The sequence below is a fragment of the Nocardioides sp. Root122 genome, assembly GCF_001425025.1.
GTDB lineage: Bacteria > Actinomycetota > Actinomycetes > Propionibacteriales > Nocardioidaceae > Nocardioides.
This window is the reverse complement of the sequence record NZ_LMDE01000015.1, coordinates 97,417-114,699: the sequence shown is the minus strand read 5'-3', so window position 1 is coordinate 114,699 and position 17,283 is coordinate 97,417. Positions and strand designations below refer to the sequence as shown.

Here is a 17,283-nt window from a genome sequence, read left to right as displayed (position 1 = left end):
CCGGCGGGCCACCGGTGATTCTACGGCGCGCGCGCGAACGCGCTGCGCCCATCTCATCGGGACGCTAGGTCGAGGTGACCTCGGTGGGTGCGCTCTCGAGGATCTCGTCGGCGACCGCCAACGCCTCGGCGTCGGCCTCGAAGTCGGTGTCGAAGCGGTCGTGCGCGACCACGGTCAGCAGCGCGTTGAGCGCGGCGCCGGCGAGGTTGCCCCAGTTGTTGACGTAGGAGAACTGCCACCACCACAGCGCCTCGGCGACGTCGCCGGCGCGGAAGTGGCGCAGGCCGTTCTCGAGGTCGATGGCGATCGAGGCCATGTCGTCGGAGAGGCGGCTCGCGACGACCTCGGGGACGTAGGGGTCGAAGACGAACGTGTAGGCGTCGACGCCGCCGAGCATCTCGGCCAGGCGCAGCCGCAGGTCGTCGATGTCGGCCTCGGGACCGACATCGGGCTGGTACTCCTCGCGCGGGGTGAAGTCGGTCTGCGCCCCGAGCCGGGCGCCGGCGAGCAGCACCTGGCTGATCTCGAGCAGCAGCAGCGACACCGCCTGGGCGCCGTTGCCCTCGCGCGCGATGGCGCGCAGGGCGAGCAGGAAGCTCTCGACGGAGTCGGCGATCTGCTCACCGAACCTCGTCTGGTCGACGTCCGTCACTGGGCCCTCCGTCATTCGGCTGATCTCCTTCCGGCGAACGCTCGTCCGAGCGTCACCTCGTCGGCGTACTCGAGGTCGCCGCCCACAGGCAGTCCACTCGCCAAGCGGGTCACGCGCAACCCCATGGGCAGGAGCAGGCGCGTGAGGTAGGTCGCGGTGGCCTCGCCCTCGAGGTTGGGGTCGGTCGCGAGGATGACCTCGGTGACCGTGCCGTCGGCCAGGCGCGGCATCAGCTCCTTGACGTGGAGCTGGTCGGGACCGATGCCGTCGATCGGCGAGATGGCACCGCCGAGGACGTGGTAGCGGCCGCGGAACTCGCGGGTGCGCTCGATGGCGACGACGTCCTTGTACTCCTCGACCACGCACAGCGTGGTCGGGTCGCGGCGCTCGTCACGGCAGATGCGGCACTGCTCGTCCTCGCTGACGTTGAAGCAGATCGTGCAGAACTTCACGCGCGCCTTGACCTCGATCAGCACGTCGGCGAGGCGGCGTACGTCGGCGGGCTCGGCCTGGAGCAGGTGGAACGCGATGCGCTGGGCGCTCTTGGGCCCGACCCCGGGCAAGCGGCCCAGCTCGTCGATCAGGTCCTGGACGACTCCTTCGTACAACGAAGCCCCTCAGCCCAGGCCGGGGAAGCCGAGGCCGCCACCCGCGCCGCCACCGAGGCCGTCGGTCAGCGGGCCGAGCTGGTCGCCGGCGAGCGCCTCGGACTTGGCGCGCGCGTCGCGGTAGGCGGCGACGATGAGGTCGGAGAGGTCGGACAGGTCGTCGGGGTCGGTGCCGTCGAACTCCCCCGCCTTGATGGAGACACCGACGAGCTCGCCGACGCCGTTGGCCGTGACGGTCACGGCGCCGCCGGCGACGGTGCCCTCGACGGTCTGCTGGGCGAGGTTGGCCTGGGCCTCCTCGAGCTGCTGCTGCATCTGCTGCGCCTGCTGGAGGAGGGCATTCATGTCGAAGCCGCCGCCGAGGGCGTCGAACGGGTTCTGGGTCATCGGGTCTCCCACGTCGAGAGGATGGGTGGATGGTGGACCGGTCGGTCAGTCATGCTTGATCTCCTCGATCAGCCGGGCGCCCAGCGTCTGGCTGAGGAGGGACTCGGTGTCGAGCGCACCCGACTCGGCGTCGGGGTCGTCGGGGTGGACGTCGTCGTCCGCGGAGCGGACCGGCTCGGTGGGCTCGGTGGGGCCGCCGCCGGCACGTGCTGCCTCCAGCGCCTCCCGGGCGGGGGCGGCCGAGACCGGCGGCGCGGCGGGCGGAGGAGCGGGCGCCGCGGCCGGCTGCGACCCGTCACCCGTCACCCAGGCGGGCGGCGCCTCGGGCGCGTCCTGGGCGGGGGCGGGCGAGGCGTGGGAGTCGGTCGCGGACTTCTGCACGACCGGCTGCGCGGCGGCCGACCCGCTCGGGTCGACGATCGACTCCACGCGCCAGTCCATGCCGACCACGTCGATCGCGGCCTGCCGCAGGATCTCGTCACAACCACCGTTGACGAACGAGTCGCGGGCACCGGAGTTGGCGAAGCCGACCGTCAGTCGGGCGCCGTCCACGTCGACGACGTGGGCGTGCTGCGAGAGCACCATCCACGCGAGGCGCCGGCGGTTCTTGGTCTGCTCGAGGATGTCGGGCCACAGGCGGCGCACGTCGACGAGGCTGAGGCCGCCACGGGGACCGGCGGCCTGCTCGGCGACGGGCTCGTCGGAGCTCGCCGCGACCGGAGCCGCGGCCGGCTCGGGCGAGGGTGCGGCAGCAGGGGCAGGGGCAGGCTGGGACTGCTGGGCCGGGGCCGCGGTGGGCATGGGCGGCGGAGGCGGCGGGCCGTCGTCGCGCAGGGGCGCCCCCGACGGCACGGGAGGCGGCGGCGCGGCCTCGGGGGTGGTGGGCTGCGCCTGCGCCGCCGGCGCAGGCTCCTCGACCGAGGCGACCGAGGCGACCGAGGCGACCGAGGCGGCCGGAGCGGGCGGTGCAGGCACGGAGGCGACAGGCGCGGCCGGAGCGACGGCCGCGCGGGCCGTCGCGGCTGGGGTCGGGGCTCCTGTCACGTCGAGCCGTCGCTCGAGCCGCTCGAGGCGGGCCATCACGCCGTCGGAGGTGTGGTCGGCGCCGGGCAGCAGGACCCGGGCGCACAGCAGCTCGAGGAGCAGGCGCGGGGCGGTGGCGCCGCGCATCTCGGTGAGCCCGGCCGCCACGATGTCGGCGGCCCGGCTCAGCTCGATGGCTCCGAAGCGTGCCGCCTGCCCGACCAGCCGCTCGCCGGCGTCCTCGGAGACGTCGATCAGGCCGGTGGCCGGGGCGTCGGGCACGGCGGTGACGATGACGAGGTCGCGCAGCCGGCGGAGCAGGTCCTCGGTGAAGCGGCGCGGGTCCTGGCCGGTCTCGACGACCTTGTCGACCACCGAGAACACCCCGCCACCGTCGCGGGAGGCGAACGCCTCGACCACCTCGTCGAGCAGCGAGTCGGGCGTGAAGCCGAGCAGGTCGGTCGCCAGCTTGTGGGTGACACCCGCCGGACCGGCACCGCCGAGCAGCTGGTCGAGCACGGAGAGCGTGTCACGGGCCGATCCCGCGCCGGCGCGCACGACGAGCGGCAGCGCGGCCGGCTCGATCGCGACGCCCTCCTCGGCGGCGAGCTGGGACAGGTAGTCGCTGAGCAGGCGCGGCGGGATCAGGCGGAACGGGTAGTGGTGGGTGCGCGAGCGGATGGTCGGCAGCACCTTGTCGGGCTCGGTCGTGGCGAAGATGAACCGCAGGTGCGGCGGCGGCTCCTCGACCAGCTTGAGCAGGGCGTTGAAGCCCTGCGTGGTGACCATGTGGGCCTCGTCGATGATGTAGACCTTGTAGCGGTCGCGCACCGGCGCGAAGAACGCCTTCTCGCGCAGGTCGCGCGCGTCGTCGACACCACCGTGCGAGGCGGCGTCGATCTCGATGACGTCGATCGACCCCGGCCCGCCGCGGGCCAGGTCGCGACAGCTGTCGCACTCACCGCACGGGTCGGAGACTGGCGCCTGCGCGCAGTTGAGCGCGCGGGCCAGGATGCGCGCCGAGGTGGTCTTGCCGCAGCCGCGCGGACCGGAGAAGAGGTAGGCGTGGTTGACGCGGTTGGCCGCGAGCGCAGCCCGCAGCGGCTCCGTGACGTGATCCTGGCCGATGACCTCGGCGAACGTCTCGGGCCGGTAGCGGCGATAGAGCGCGAGCGGTGACTCCACGCGTGAACCCTAACCGGGCGCACCCACAGTGCCCACAGGCCGGCCCGAAGATGCAGAGGCCCCCCACGCACCCGTCAGAGCTCACTTGCCCTTGCTGCCTTCCGGCCCTGGGGGATTGGGCGAGGTGACGCCGCGTGGGGGGTTGCCGAGGAGTCTAGGTGAGCCGTGACCGGCTGCCCAACACCGGCCCCCGAACCGGCCCCGCCCGGGCGATTTCACCGCCCACCGAGCCGACGGGTACTCTCCTCGGCGGAGGTATCGCCTAGTGGCCTATGGCGCTCGCTTGGAAAGCGGGTTGGGTTAATAGCCCTCGGGGGTTCGAATCCCCCTACCTCCGCCGCCACGAGGGCCCCGCACCGATCGGTGCGGGGCCCTCGTGATGTCCGGGGTCATCCAGGGACGGCGTACGCCGCTCAGCGCAGCTGCGCCTTCAGGCCGTAGCGCCACTCCTCCGAGATCAGCAGGCTGCCCTCGTCGAGGCGCCGCTCCACGGCGTCGACGAGCATGGCCGATGCCTTCTCCGGGTAGACGCGGTCCCAGGCGAGCTCCGCGCGGTGCTCGAAGACGTGGTGGATCACGCTGACCATCAGGTCCTTGCTGATCGGCGGGGCGAGGAAGTTGCTGCCGGCGAGGAACGTCTCCGAGCGGTCGGAGCCGAATCGCAGGGTCACGCACGGGACCTCGAGGACGTTGGCCTCCTCCACGATGCTGCCCGAGTCGGTGACGATGACCGCGCACATCGACATGGCCGCGACGACGTCGAGGTAGCTGTCCCACACGGGCGTCGAGATCAGCGCGTCGCCGTACCTCGCCTCGAGGTCCTCCAGCCACTGGCGGCGGCCGAAGGTATCGATGGCGGACTCGGTGCCGAGCAGGCGGATGAACAGCACGTGGTGGCCCTGCTCGAGCAGCTGCTCCATGGCGTCCATCAGCAGGTTGAAGCGGTCGCGGTTGGTGGTGTTCTCGCGGCGGTGCACGCAGAAACGGAGGAACGAGCCGTCGCCCATCTGCGGGAACTTCTGCAGCACCTGGTTCTTGTCGCTGCCGGCGACCGCCTGCGCCAGCGCGTCGACGACCGAGTTGCCGACGACGTCGATGGCCGCCGGGGCGAAGCCCTCGTCGACGAGGAACTCTCGGTTGAGCTCGACGGGCGCGGCGTGCAGGTCGGAGCCGGCGTCGGCGACGCGGGTGTTGAACTGCTCGGGCGAGGGCTCGCGGCTGCCCTTGGACCAGCTGGCGCGGTCGATCGACTGCGCGCGGAACGACGCCCAGTCGAGGTCGGCCCCCTGCTCGATCCATCCCTTGAGCACCTCCGGCTTCGGAGAGAGCGTGCGCAGCCCTGCCTCGACGTGCACCAGGGCCTGCCGCTCGCCGAAGGTCGCGAGCGCGCCCGCCATCGCCGTGGTGGTGTCGCCGTGGACGTAGGTGATCGGGAAGCCGCCGCGCTGGGAGAAGCCGCGCAGGTAGAGCGCGAGCTTGGCGGTGATGCCCGAGACCAGGTCGTTGACGCCGCCGCGGACCTCGAGGTTGATGTCCTCGCGCACGCCGAACTCGTCCAGCATCGACTGCGAGAGGTTGTGGTCGTAGTGCTGGCCGGTGTGGCACAGCACCACGTCGTGACCGCGGTCGCGGAGCTCGTGGTAGATCGGCGCCTGCTTGATGATGTCGGGCTTGGTGCCGACGACGACGATGTGCTGGTTGTTCTCGTGGGACATGGGTTCCTTCGGTGGGGCGCGCTGCGTCGCGGGGTGCTGGTCAGAGGAGGTCCTCGCGGGTGCTGGCCGCGAGGAGGGAGCGCAGGCGCTCCAGGGTGCCGGGGTCGAGTGCCTTCTTCTTGTCGAGGACGTAGACGGCGTCCTCGTGCGTGACCACGATCAGGCCGCGGGCGCCGAGGGTCACCACCGGGCGTCCGTCCATGCTCGCGACCAGGGTGTCCTCAGCGTCGAGCTGGAGCGCGGGTCCGATCGAGGTCACCCGCTGGTCGTGCAGCACCCGCTCGAGGCGGGTCCAGGTGCCGACGTCGGTCCAGCCGAGCCGTCGGGGCACGACCAGGCATTCCATCCCGGCCCACATCAGCGGGTAGATCTCGTGGCCGCCGATCGCGGCGCCGCGGTAGCCCTGGTCGGCCGCCTGGTCGGCACCGGCGCCGCGGGCGAAGCGCTCGATCGAGTCGAAGATCAGCGGCAGCGCGGTGCGGTAGGCGTCGCACGCCTGCCCGACGCGTACGCCGTAGCAGGCGGTGTTCCAGTAGAGCTTGCCGTTGTCGGCGAGCTCCTCGACCAGGTCCTCGTCGGGCTTCTCGTGGAAGGAGTCGATCACCTCGACGCTGCCGTCGCCGCCCTTGGTGTGGATGTAGCCCAGGCTCGCGTCGTAGCGCGTCGGCTCGGCGCCGAGCACGACCATCGACTGCGGGGTCTTCTCCAGCTGGGCCAGCATGTCGCGGGAGGCGGCGTTGAAGGCCTCCTCCTCGTTGATCAGGTGGTCCGACGGCGCAATGAGGGCGGGGGCGTTGCCGTAGAGGTGCTGCAGCGTGGCGATGCTCAGGGCGAACGCCGTCGCCGGTCCGGCGGGGTCCTCCTCGAGGATCAGGTTCTCCGGGGGCACCGGACCGAGGTTGGCCCGGGCGGCGTCGGCGAACCGGGCCCGGGTCGACACGTGGATGCGGCTCGGGTCGACGATGTGGCTGAGCCGCTCGATCGTGCCGGTGAGCAGCGGACGGTCGCGCACCACCGGCTGGAACTGCTTGGGCGCCCGGTCGCGGCTGATCGGCCACAGGCGCGACCCCTGGCCACCAGCCAGGATGACGGCGACCGGCTCGTCGGAGGTGTCACTCATGCGTCGATTCCACCATGCGCACCGCAGCGGCACCGGCGCAATCGGGCAAGGAGCCCGCGAACAGTGACCCAGCGGCAGGTCATGGCCGCCGGATCAGCGGGCGGAGCATGAACGCCAGGGCGAGCAGCGAGCCGGCCACCAGCCCGGACCACAGGAGGATCGCGCGCGGGGTGCCGAAGAGGTCGACCTGCTCGGGAGCCGGCGGCGCCTGCGCGTCGGCCCGCACCTCGGCCTCGGTGGTCTCGACCTTGCCCTTGCGGCCGGCCGCGAGCTGGCGGGTGAGGGCGTCGTGCGCCTGCACCACGCCCGCGCCGGTCCACGGGTTCTCCACCTGGCCGTCCGGCCCGGTCGGGGCGCCCGCGCCCTCGGTCGTGGCCTGCACCCGGGCGACCAGCTGCTGCGGGGTGTCACGCGGGAAGCGCTGCTTCAGCAGCGCGAACAGGCCGCTCACCTCGGCGGCGGCCCACGACGTCGCGACCTCGCCGACGACGCAGACCTGGCCGGTGGCGTTGGCGGAGATGGCGCCCACCGTCGGCGCCGCCACGTCGGTGTCCATGTTGGGTACGACGGACTGGCTGGGGTCGTCGTTGCCGGGCGGGGTCGCACTGACCGCGACGACGCCGGGGTAGTCGGCCGGGAAGACGTCGGCGTCGCTTCCCGGCGTGCCCTCGAAGTCGTCGCCCGGGTCCTCCTCGCGGTTGCCCGCCGCGGCGACGACGACCAGCGGGAGCTTGACGAGCTTCGCCACCGCCGCCTCGAGCGCCGGGTCGGGGGAGCGCACGGCCAGCGAGATGTTGACGACGTCGAAGCGCTCGCGCGGGTAGGCGTCGATCACCGCCTTGATGCCGGCGACGATGCCGGCCGAGCTCAACGCCTTCTGCCCCTCGGCGGTGTCGGCGCCGTCGGCGTCGAACACCTTCACGTCGTAGATCCGTGCGTCGGGTGCGACGCCGTGCGGCCCGGCGATCAGGCCGGCGACGATCGTCCCGTGCCCGGACAGCAGCTCGTTGGGTGCGGCGCCCGCGACCGCGGCGAGACCGACCCGGTCGATCCCGTCGACGGACCACACGCCGCTGTCGATGACCGCGACCTTCACGCCCTTGCCGGTCGAGAGCTGCTGCGCCTGCTCCACGTGCATCCGCTCGAAGGCGGGGTTGCCCTTCTCGTGGGTGTCGGCGAGCTGCTCCGAGCCGGGGACCTCGCTCACCAGGCACGGTGCGTCGTGGTCGGCCGCGGCCGGGGTCGCCCACAGGGGCACGACCGCGCTCGCGAGCAACCCCGCCGCGACCGTCGTACGCATCCGGGTGGACGGCTTCCGGGGACCCGTGGGGTGCTTCATCAGCCGGCGTCCGCTTCGGACTCGGCCGGTGGCGCGTCCTCGGGGAGCCGGCGCGCGGCGTTGGTGGACAGCGGCTTGCCGGGCTGGAAGAACTCCAGCCAGGCGCTGGGGACCAGCGGCGGCGTGACGTCGGCGTAGCCGATGTAGCCCGGCACCTGGGGGCCGACCAGGAGGTACTTCTCCCCCTTGGTGTCCACGACGTAGCGGGTGCCCTCGTCGGAGGCCTCGCCGGAGCCCGACAGGACGTAGGCACCGGCGCTCGGCTCGACGTCGACGTCGTGACGTCCCGGGCCGACCTTCTCCGGGTCGGCGGCGCCGGTCGGGTTGGTCGCCAGGCTCACCTCGGCATCGTCGTCGGTGGACGGGTGCAGCACGGCGCACAGCGCGCCGCCGGGAAGCGCGGCCGGGACCGCGGTCGGCCACTCGGTGGGGTAGGTCGGGTCGCCGAAGTCGGCGAACAGGTCGTCGTCGACCGGGGTGACCGGGGTGCCGACGACGTCGTAGACCAGGCCGGCGAAGTCGCTGAGGCGCTGGGGCTTGTCGTCACCCAGCAGGTAGTAGGTGCCGGCGCTGGACTGCAGCAGGTCGCCGACCCGGAAGCGCGAGAGGTCGGCGCGGGTGTCGGCGTAGGGAACCCGCTGCCCCACGTCGTCGACGCCGAACGAGTCGTCCTCGAGGGAGGCGCCGAGCGGGAAGAGGTTGAGCCACTCCTCGTCGACCTCGACGGGGGTGGGGCCGAAGTCGAGCTTGTTGCCGAGCGTCGAGGCCGCGGTCGCGTCGTCCGGCATGGGCAAGCGGAATGCGCTGCCCGGCTCGTTGCCCACGGACGGAGCCGTGGCGATCAGCCACTGCTGTCCGTCGCTGGAGACCAGGAACGCCCGTCCCACCAGGTCCTCGACGGTGCGCTCCTGCTGCACCGCCAGCTTGATGCCCACGCCGCTGCCGGTGCACGCGGTCCAGCCGTCGTCGACGAGCTCGTCGGCCGACGGCAGGCTGGCCGGCGCGCCCTCGATGCCGAGGTCCTCGCCGAGCTGGACGGTGCGGATGTACTTGTCGCGGACCGTGTAGGGGGTCAGGTCCGCCTTGCCGAGCAGCAGCTGGGCCGAGACGTAGTTGGGGACCCGCTGGAGCTTGGGGTCGTCGCCGCCGCGGAGGACGACGTACTGCTCGCCGGTGTCCTTGGAGATCACGAAGCTGCCGGTGCTGAGCCACTCCGCCGGCGGGCGTCCCAGCAGGAAGCCAGCGATCGCCGCACCCGCGAGCAGCAGCACGGACAGCGCGATGCCGCCGATCAGCACCCGTCCGGGTCGCACCGGCTCGACCTCGCGGCCGCCGGGAGCGCCCGAGACGAACGCCGTCACCAGACGGCGCCTGCTGAAGGCGTGGGCCTCGACCAGGTCCTTCTTGGTGGCCATGGGCTCAGCCCGCCACGGCCGAGACGAAGCCGGCCGCGAGCACCATCAGCGGCAGGAGCGCGATCAGGGTGACGGTCTCGACGATGTCACCCATCCGGCCGCGCCGGACCGATGCCGAGGCCGGCACCAGGGTCAGCGCCAGGAGCACGGCGCCGACGCCGGCGAGGCCGATCGCCGCACCGGCTCGCCAGCCGTCGTGGATGAGCAGCATCGAGACGGCCACGGAGACCAGGCCGAGGATGCCGGAAGCGAGGCCGGCCAGCACCTCGGCACCGGTGCGGTACTGGCGGGTGCGGAACATGACCGCGAGGCAGCAGACGCCTGCGAGCACCGTGCCGAACACGCCCCGGTCCACGGCGAACGGGGCGAAGAACACCAGCAGCGTGCCGACGGTGGCCGAGACGGCCAGCAGGATCTCGTGGCCGACCCGGGCGTCGTCGGCCACCTCGTCGGGGTCGATGTCCTCGGGGTCGGCGGTGATGTCGTGCAGGGAGTAGAGCTGGTCGACCTTGGTCCCGGTGACGCCGAGCGCCAGCCACGGGAAGATGCTGCCGGCGAGCACCACGAGGGTCATCAGCACGGTGAAGACGACGCCCGGCTCGAGCGAGGCGACGCGGATCAGCACCGAGCTGGCCACGAGCACCGCACCGACCACGATCGCGGGGATCACCAGCGGGCGGCCCTCCTGCAGGCCGACCACGGCGACCAGGCCGGCGGCCAGGACACCCAGGCCGGCGAAGAGCAGCGGGTCGGCGAAGAAGGCGTCGTCGAGCGGCCAGCCCCACGCGGGCAGGTCACCCGGAGCGAGCAGCAGGCCGGCGACGGCGGCGTAGAGGGCGCCGAGCAGCGACACGACCACGCCGGCCTCCGGCTCGCGCTGTGCCCGGGCCAGCACGATGCCGCCCACGACGAGCAGGCCCGCGATGACCGCGGCGGCCACACCGCCGAGCACGCTCTCGCCCTGGAGGAGCAGCGCGAGCGCGCCGAGGCCGAGCAGGATGCTGCCCGCGCCCAGTGCTGTACGCCGACCGGCTGCGGGCTCCCACGGCTTGAGCTCGTTCTCGACGACGTCGGCCATCGCCTCGACCACGTCGTCGTAGACCCGCGGGGCCGGGTCGTCGACGCCGGCACTCACGGTGAGCAGGCCGCCGTCCTCGATGCCCTGCATCGTCAGTCCGGCGTCGTTGGCCAGGACCCGCCCCTCCTGCGTCACCAGGCGGTAGCCGCCGTAGACCGTGGAGGCGTCGAGCAGGCCGACCGATCGTGCGAGCTCGGGCACGAGCTCGGCGACCGGGATCGAGCCCGGCAGGACCAGATCGACCCGTCGCGACCCCGAGGCGATGGTCACCCGGACCAGGCCCGAGGCAACCGAGGACCCCTGACTCATTGGCGTTTCCCCCTGATCGTGCTTCCACTGCGCCGGCCCGGGCAGCCCGGTCGACGAACGGGTGCAGCCTAGGCGACGTCGAGCCGGTCCGCGGACGCGGAGCGACCCCGGACACGGCCGAGGCCGGCCGTCCCCGGAGGGACGACCGGCCTCGAAGAGCCGGTGTTGCGCTCAGAAGCGGTTGGCACCGCGAGCGTCGGCAGCCTTGTACTCGGCGTTGGACGCGTCGACACCCTGGCTGGCCTGCTGGAGCAGCAGGGTCATCTCGGACATGGCCTGGTCCCACTTCGCCTTGGCCTGGTCGTAGGCCATCTTGGCGTTACCGTTCCAGTCCGACTTGAGGGGGTTGAGCTCGTTCTCGAGCTGGTCGAGGCGGGCCTCGATGTCCTTGGCGGCCTTCATCACGTCGGCCGCACCGGCGTCGAGGTGGCCGTGCTGGACCTTGATTCCGTCGAAAGTCATGTCGATCTCCTAGATCTGAAGTCAGGTGTCGGCGTCAGCCGAGACGGCCCTGGAGGTTGGCGTGGGTGGCGGACTGGTTCTCGTCGGTCGAGACGTTGTCGCGCTCCGTCTCCTTCATCGAGGCCGAGAGCTGGTCGAGGGCCTTGAGGATGGTCTCCTGCTTCTCGTTCCACGCGATCATGAGGTTGTTGAACGCGGTGGCACCCTGGCCGCCCCATCCACCCATCATCGTCTGGATGTTGCCGGAGAGGACGCCGCACTTGTTCTTGACGTCACCGCGGGCCTGGTCGACGAAGTCGGCGCCCTTGGAGAGGGCCTTCTCTGTCTGGCCGTACATGTCGCTCATGAAAGATCCTTCTCCCTCGGCGGCCGAACCGACCGAGTTACTCGATGTGGTGGTGCTGGATGGTGATCCGGTGCTCGGGGAGACGTCCCGACCCCCCGTGCTGACGTGGCATCTACCCGGGCGATCCGGGGCTAAACCTCACGAGGTCAATTCCCACAACCTGCGGAAGAGCCCGGCCGCGACCACGGCCGAGGCGAAGGCGAAGCTGCCGCACATCGACTCCGCGACCTCCGCCCGGCGGGCCCACCAGACCGAGCGCCACCCACGACCGGTGGCCACCGCCGCGCCCAGCGCGACGACCCCGAGGCCGACGACGGCATAGAAGAAGGTGTCGAGGTGCCCCGCACCCGGGCCGGCGACGAGGTGCACGGCCAGCGCGGTGAGCGCACCGAGGCCGGCGAGACGCAGCAGCGCGCGGGCCGCGGCGTGGCGGTAGGAGCGGGCGGCGAGGAGCAGCGAGCAGCCGGCGAAGAGGACCAGGCAGCGGGCCCCGATGCGGTCGAGGTCGATCCGGGCCGCGTGCAGGAGGAGCGGGCTGGCGACCACGACCGTCACCAGGATCGCCACGGCGGCCCCGGTGACGAGGCGCGAGGCCCGGTGCACGAGGCGCTCCATCGCATCGGCGGCGACGACGATCCGGCCCCGGCGGCCGCGACGGTGGCTGTCGCGCGCGGACCAGGCCGTGACCGCGAGCCGGTCGAGGTCGAGGAGGGCCTCGTCGGGAACGTCGACGGCGAGCGACGGCGCGAACCGGGCGGCCATCATCGACAAGAACACCAGGAGGGTCCACGAGACCCGCGCGTCCCACCCCAGCAGCGCGGTCAGCGCGCAGCACGTGAAGACGGTCAGGCCGCTCACGATCCACACGGTGCTGACCTCGTCGGCGCCCGGGGACAGCGCGCGGCCGATGCCGGCGACGACCGCAGCGGCGATCGCGGCGGAGCCCAGGATCGCCGGGAGCAGGTGCGCGCCGGGCTCGTAGACCGCGGCGAAGGCGGCCGCGGCGGCGAAGGCGGGTGCGGCTGCGGCCCGCTGGCGGGCGTGCCGCCCCACCGGCAGCACGCCGACGAGTGCACACGCGAGCAGCACCCCGACCGCAACGGTGCGGACCGTGTCCTCGCCCGCGCGAGCGGCGTACCACCCGGCGAGGACGGCGACGAGCGCGGCGACCGTGGCGATCATGGAGGCGAGCGCCGGGCTCTCGGGGGCGTTCTTGGCGGCCTCGCGCAGCGTCTGCTTGCGGGGGCGGTGGACGCCCGACGTCGCCACCAGGACGTCGCCGGCCTGGATGCCGGCCTCTCCCAGCGGGACGGCCGCGCTGAGGCGCTCGCCCAGCGCGGTCTGCAGCAGCGGGATCGCGACGGCCTCGCCGACGTCCGCGGCCTGCTTGGCGTACTCGCGGGCGACGTCGACGGACGTGGCGCCGGTCGGCACGACGAGGTCGAGCACGCCGGCAGGGCCGTGCACGCTCACGGCGATGGTCGCGCCAGCGGGGCTGGGCATCGCGACGTCCGACACGGATTCCCCCTTCGTGCACCGGGCGGGCGCTTTCTCCGCTGGAGAGTAGTCGCAGGTGCGACCTCACGGGAGCGCACCTATCATCATCGCGACTTCATCGGGCGAGGCAACGGGGGATGCGTGAGCACGACACTGCGGGGCGGGCAGCGGCTCGACGAACCCGAGATGCCGGGTGGGCAGATCGTCCTGCAGCCTCCGCCGGAGCTCCAGGAGGGCGAGGGCGCCGGCGGCGTGCTGATGAACGCCATCCCGATGCTGGGCAGCCTCGGCTCGATCGTGCTCGTGGCCACGATGGGCGGCGGGTCCAACCGCGGTCGCAGCTTCCTCGCGGCCGGCATGTTCCTCTTCGCCACCCTCGGCTTCATCGTCGTGCAGATCGACCGCCAACGGAAGCAGCGCGCCCAGCAGGTCACCGGCTCGCGCACCGAGTACCTCCGCTACCTCAGCAACATCCGCAAGGTCGCCCGCGAGGCCGCCGACCAGCAGCGACGGGCGCTGAACTGGCACCACCCCGAGCCCTCGGCGCTGCCCGCGCTCGCCGAGGACCGCACCCGCCTGTGGGAGCACGCCGCCTCCGACGACAACTTCCTCCACGTCCGCTACGGCCTGTGCTCGCAGCCGCTGTCGCTGGAGCTCGTGCCGCCGGAGAGCGCGCCGGTCGACCAGGTCGACCCGGCGGCCGCGTCCGCGCTGCACCGGCTGCTCGTGGTGCACCGCCTCCAGCCGAACCTGCCGGCATCGATCGACCTGCGCGCCTTCGACCGCATCGAGCTGTGCGGCGACGCTGAGGAGGTGCGCTCGACCGCGCGGGCGATGATCTGCTCGGCCACGGCCTTCCAGAACCCCGACCAGCTGATCGTCGCGGTGCTCAGCTCGGAGCAGAACCTCACCCACTGGGACTGGGTCAAGTGGCTCCCCCACGCCCAGAGCGCCCGCGAGGCGGACGCGGTCGGCCCGATGCGCATGGTCGCCACCTCGCTCGACGACCTGGGCAACCTGCTCCCGCCCGACCTCAGCGACCGGCCGCGCTTCGGCGCCGACGAGCGCCCTGCGACCCCGCACATCCTGCTGGTGATCGATGGCGGGCACCTGCCGCCCGGCAACCACATCGTGCCGCCCGACGGCCTGCACGGCGTGACACTGCTCGACCTCCCGGCCCGCTGGGACGAGCTCGAGGACTCCACCCGCCTGCGGCTGGAGTTCGTCGACGGGCCCGACGAGCTCGGCAAGCGCCCGGTCCGCGCGCTTCGGCTGCGCGGCGAGCCCGTCAAGGCGCTGGCCGACCAGTGCGACATCGCGACCGCCGAGGCGTACGCCCGTCGCATCGCGCCGCTGAAGACCGCGAGCGCCGAGGCGTCCTCCGCCGGCGGCACGGTCGACATCACCTCGACGACGCCCGACCACATGGACCTGCTCGGCCTCGGCGACATCTTCGCCTACGACCCGGGCACGGCCTGGCGCCCGCGCCCGGCCCGCGACCGGCTGCGCGTGCCGATCGGCATCGGCGACTCCGGCGGCCTGATCCACCTCGACATCAAAGAGTCCGCCCAGCAGGGCATGGGCCCCCACGGCCTGGTGATCGGCGCGACCGGTTCCGGCAAGTCGGAGTTCCTGCGGACGCTGGTGCTCGGCCTGACGATGACCCACTCCTCCGAGCAGCTCAACCTCGTGCTCGTCGACTTCAAGGGTGGTGCGACGTTCGCCGGCATGGCCGACATGCCGCACGTGTCGGCGGTCATCACCAACCTCGCCAACGAGCTCACCCTCGTCGACCGCATGCAGGACGCGCTCTCCGGCGAGATGACGCGACGCCAGGAGCTGCTGCGCGACGCCGGCAACTACGCGTCGGTCCGTGACTACGAGAAGGCCCGCGCCAACGGTGAGCCGCTCGAGCCGATGCCGTCGCTGTTCATCGTCGTCGACGAGTTCTCCGAGATGCTCTCGGCCAAGCCCGAGTTCATCGACCTCTTCGTCGCCATCGGCCGCCTCGGCCGCTCCCTCGGCCTGCACCTCCTGCTCGCCTCGCAGCGCCTGGAGGAGGGCCGCCTGCGCGGCCTGGAGTCGCACCTGTCCTACCGCGTCGGCCTCCGCACCTTCTCGGCCGGCGAGTCCCGCGCCGTGCTCGGCGTGCCGGACGCCTACGAGCTGCCTGCTGTCCCCGGCCTGGGCTACCTCAAGCCCGACCAGTCGACGCTGCTGCGCTTCAAGGCGGCGTACGTCTCCGGCCCCCCGTCGAGCCGCGCCCGCGTCACCCGCGACGAGGGCGGCGCGATCCGCGGCATCCTGCCGTTCACCATCTCGGAGGTGCAGTCGCTCGAGACGGTCACCGACGACAGTGCCGAGGTCGCGACGCCGCAGCCGCAGCAGCAGGGCGAGCAGCCCTCGCTGCTCGACATCGCCGTGCAGCGGATGATCGGCAAGGGCCCCGAGGCGCACCAGGTCTGGCTGCCGCCGCTCGACGTGCCCGACACCCTCGACGAGCTCATGCCCGACCTCGCCGAGCACCCCGACCTCGGCCTCACCTCGCCGCAGTGGCGCAACGTGCCCGGCCTGGTGATCCCGCTCGGCACCGTCGACCGGCCGCGCGAGCAGCGCCGCGACACGATGACGCTCAACCTCACGGGCGCGGCCGGCCACGTCGCCGTCGTCGGTGGCCCGCGCTCCGGCAAGAGCACCCTGCTGCGCAGCATCGTGACGAGCATGGCGCTGGTGACGACCCCGCTGGAGTCGCAGTTCTTCGTGCTCGACTTCGGCGGCGGCGCCTTCGCCCCGATGACGCGGCTGCCGCACGTCTCGGGTGTCGCGACGCGCTCCGAGCCCGACGTCGTACGCCGCGTGATGGCGGAGGTCGAGGGCATCGTCGACCGCCGCGAGGCCTACTTCCGCGAGAACGGCATCGACTCGATCGAGACCTACCGCACGCGTCGCGCCCAGGGTCGCGCCGACGACGGGTGGGGCGACGTGTTCCTCGTCATCGACGGCTGGAGCACGCTGCGCGCGGAGTTCGACGACCTCGAGATGGAGATCCAGCAGCTCGCCGCACGCGGCCTGACCTTCGGCCTCCACATCGTCACCGCCTCGACGCGCTGGGCCGACTTCCGCGCGGCGATGCGTGACGTCTTCGGGTCCAAGCTCGAGCTCCGCCTCGGCGACCCGCTCGACTCCGAGGTCGACCGCAAGGTCGCCGCGCTCGTGCCGGTCGGCCGTCCCGGTCGCGGCCTGGTTCCCTCCAAGCTGCACTTCCTCGGTGCCCTGCCCCGCATCGACGGTGACGGCAACGCCGACACGCTCGGTGACGGCGTCGACGACCTGCTCGACCGGGTGGTCGCGGCGTGGAAGGGCCCGCAGGGACCCAAGCTCCGCCTCCTGCCCGAGCAGGTCACGCTCGAGGCGATCCGCGAGGACGCCGTGCGCCGGCAGCTGCCGGAGAAGCGGATCCTGCTCGGCATCAACGAGAAGGAGCTCGCGCCGATCGGCCTCGACGTCGACGCCGAGCCGCACATGCTGGTCTTCGGCGACGGGCAGTCGGGCAAGAGCGCGCTGCTGCGGGCCTACGTCCACGAGATCATGCGCACCCGCACGCCGAAGGAGGCGCAGATCGTCCTCGTCGACTACCGGCGCTCGCTGCTCGGCGAGGTGCCCGACGAGTACCTCCTCAACTACCTGACGTCGGCGACGCAGGCGACCCCCACGCTGAAGGACATCGCGACCTACCTCGAGGGCCGCATCCCGGGCCCGGACGTGACGCCCGACCAGCTGCGCAACCGGTCGTGGTGGACCGGCGCGGAGGTGTTCGTGGTGGTCGACGACTACGACCTGGTCGCCACGCAGCAGTCCTCACCAGTGTCGTCGCTCCAGCCGCTGATGGCGCAGGCCCGCGACGTGGGCCTCCACGTCGTGGTCGCCAGGCGCACCGGTGGCGCCTCGCGCGCGCTCTACGAGCCGGTCATCCAGTCGCTGCGCGACCTCGCCATGCCCGGCGTGATGCTCTCGGGCCCGCGCGACGAGGGCGTGCTCATCGGCAACCTGCGCCCGCAGCCCGCGCCCGCCGGCCGCGCGCGCGTGGTCACCCGCGACCGCGGCACCGAGACCGCCCAGCTGGCCTGGCTGGACCCGACGATGTAGA

General features: G+C 72.5%; 13 protein-coding genes, 1 tRNA gene and 1 other RNA gene. 2 read left to right on the top strand and 13 right to left on the bottom strand.

The genetic code is table 11. The features are described from left to right. Positions 1-64: 64 nt before the first annotated feature. From ASC64_RS20130 to ffs, 5 genes are all read right to left on the bottom strand, one after another. Positions 65-667 carry a DUF5063 domain-containing protein gene (locus ASC64_RS20130; protein WP_056909335.1) on the bottom strand — a complete coding sequence of 201 codons (603 nt, stop codon included), beginning with the start codon at positions 665-667 and terminating at the stop codon, positions 65-67. After that, a complete protein-coding gene (recR, locus tag ASC64_RS20125) occupies positions 664-1,260 on the bottom strand; it encodes a recombination mediator RecR (RefSeq protein WP_056909334.1) in 597 nt (198 codons plus the stop codon). Before recR ends, ASC64_RS20130 begins: the two co-directional genes overlap by 4 nt. Positions 1,261-1,269: 9 nt before the next feature. Then, the gene (locus tag ASC64_RS20120) at positions 1,270-1,647 is read right to left on the bottom strand and encodes a YbaB/EbfC family nucleoid-associated protein (protein WP_056909333.1); all 378 of its coding nucleotides are present in this window, start codon (positions 1,645-1,647) and stop codon (positions 1,270-1,272) included. Positions 1,648-1,692: 45 nt separating this feature from the next. After that, entirely contained in the window at positions 1,693-3,855 is a 2,163-nt protein-coding gene (locus ASC64_RS20115; protein WP_056909332.1) for a DNA polymerase III subunit gamma and tau, read from the bottom strand. 54 nt (positions 3,856-3,909) lie between these two features. Further along, an RNA gene (ffs, locus tag ASC64_RS21825) (signal recognition particle sRNA small type) lies at positions 3,910-3,999 on the bottom strand. A 107-nt stretch (positions 4,000-4,106) separates the two neighbouring features. Between ffs and ASC64_RS20110 the strand changes: the two genes are divergently transcribed. Next, positions 4,107-4,192 (top strand) — tRNA-Ser (locus tag ASC64_RS20110). A 76-nt stretch (positions 4,193-4,268) separates the two neighbouring features. Here ASC64_RS20110 and ASC64_RS20105 read toward each other — a convergent pair. The 8 genes from ASC64_RS20105 to ASC64_RS20070 all read right to left on the bottom strand — a co-directional run bounded on the left by ASC64_RS20105 (position 4,269) and on the right by ASC64_RS20070 (position 13,157). After that, positions 4,269-5,570, bottom strand: a complete 1,302-nt coding sequence (locus ASC64_RS20105; RefSeq protein ID WP_056909331.1) for a UDP-N-acetyl glucosamine 2-epimerase — start codon at positions 5,568-5,570, stop codon at positions 4,269-4,271. 40 nt (positions 5,571-5,610) lie between these two features. After that, complete coding sequence (locus ASC64_RS20100) at positions 5,611-6,690, bottom strand: sugar phosphate nucleotidyltransferase (RefSeq protein ID WP_056909330.1); 1,080 nt, start codon at positions 6,688-6,690, stop codon at positions 5,611-5,613. 79 nt (positions 6,691-6,769) lie between these two features. Beyond that, a complete protein-coding gene (locus ASC64_RS20095) occupies positions 6,770-8,029 on the bottom strand; it encodes a S8 family serine peptidase (protein ID WP_056909329.1) in 1,260 nt (419 codons plus the stop codon). Then, on the bottom strand, positions 8,029-9,444 hold the full coding sequence (locus ASC64_RS20090) for a type VII secretion protein EccB (RefSeq protein ID WP_056909328.1): 1,416 nt from the start codon (positions 9,442-9,444) through the stop codon (positions 8,029-8,031). The genes ASC64_RS20095 and ASC64_RS20090 overlap by 1 nt, the downstream gene beginning before the upstream one ends. Positions 9,445-9,448: 4 nt before the next feature. Beyond that, positions 9,449-10,831: a type VII secretion integral membrane protein EccD gene (gene eccD / locus ASC64_RS20085; protein ID WP_056909327.1), complete on the bottom strand. Its 1,383-nt coding sequence runs from the start codon at positions 10,829-10,831 to the stop codon at positions 9,449-9,451. Between the two features lie 171 nt (positions 10,832-11,002). Continuing rightward, complete coding sequence (locus ASC64_RS20080) at positions 11,003-11,293, bottom strand: WXG100 family type VII secretion target (RefSeq protein ID WP_056909326.1); 291 nt, start codon at positions 11,291-11,293, stop codon at positions 11,003-11,005. A gap of 34 nt (positions 11,294-11,327) precedes the next feature. Further along, positions 11,328-11,639 (bottom strand): WXG100 family type VII secretion target, encoded by a 312-nt coding sequence (locus ASC64_RS20075; RefSeq protein ID WP_056909325.1) that lies wholly within the window; start codon positions 11,637-11,639, stop codon positions 11,328-11,330. A 138-nt stretch (positions 11,640-11,777) separates the two neighbouring features. Further along, a complete protein-coding gene (locus ASC64_RS20070) occupies positions 11,778-13,157 on the bottom strand; it encodes a hypothetical protein (RefSeq protein WP_056909324.1) in 1,380 nt (459 codons plus the stop codon). Positions 13,158-13,277: 120 nt separating this feature from the next. On the opposite strand from ASC64_RS20070, the gene eccCa reads away from it, so the two are divergent. Further along, positions 13,278-17,282 carry a type VII secretion protein EccCa gene (eccCa, locus tag ASC64_RS20065; protein WP_235563848.1) on the top strand — a complete coding sequence of 1,335 codons (4,005 nt, stop codon included), beginning with the start codon at positions 13,278-13,280 and terminating at the stop codon, positions 17,280-17,282. The last annotated feature ends 1 nt before the right edge of the window (position 17,283 follow it).

Excerpts from the sequence above, each read along its gene's own strand:
- ASC64_RS20100 (WP_056909330.1), bottom strand. The coding sequence starts at position 6,690 with ATGAGTGACACCTCCGACGAGCCGGTCGCCGTCATCCTGGCTGGTGGC.
- eccD (WP_056909327.1), bottom strand. The coding sequence starts at position 10,831 with ATGAGTCAGGGGTCCTCGGTTGCCTCGGGCCTGGTCCGGGTGACCATC.
- ASC64_RS20090 (WP_056909328.1), bottom strand. The coding sequence starts at position 9,444 with ATGGCCACCAAGAAGGACCTGGTCGAGGCCCACGCCTTCAGCAGGCGC.
- ASC64_RS20095 (WP_056909329.1), bottom strand. The coding sequence starts at position 8,029 with ATGAAGCACCCCACGGGTCCCCGGAAGCCGTCCACCCGGATGCGTACG.
- ASC64_RS20075 (WP_056909325.1), bottom strand. The coding sequence starts at position 11,639 with ATGAGCGACATGTACGGCCAGACAGAGAAGGCCCTCTCCAAGGGCGCC.
- ASC64_RS20120 (WP_056909333.1), bottom strand. The coding sequence starts at position 1,647 with ATGACCCAGAACCCGTTCGACGCCCTCGGCGGCGGCTTCGACATGAAT.
- ASC64_RS20130 (WP_056909335.1), bottom strand. The coding sequence starts at position 667 with ATGACGGAGGGCCCAGTGACGGACGTCGACCAGACGAGGTTCGGTGAG.
- ASC64_RS20080 (WP_056909326.1), bottom strand. The coding sequence starts at position 11,293 with ATGACTTTCGACGGAATCAAGGTCCAGCACGGCCACCTCGACGCCGGT.
- ASC64_RS20105 (WP_056909331.1), bottom strand. The coding sequence starts at position 5,570 with ATGTCCCACGAGAACAACCAGCACATCGTCGTCGTCGGCACCAAGCCC.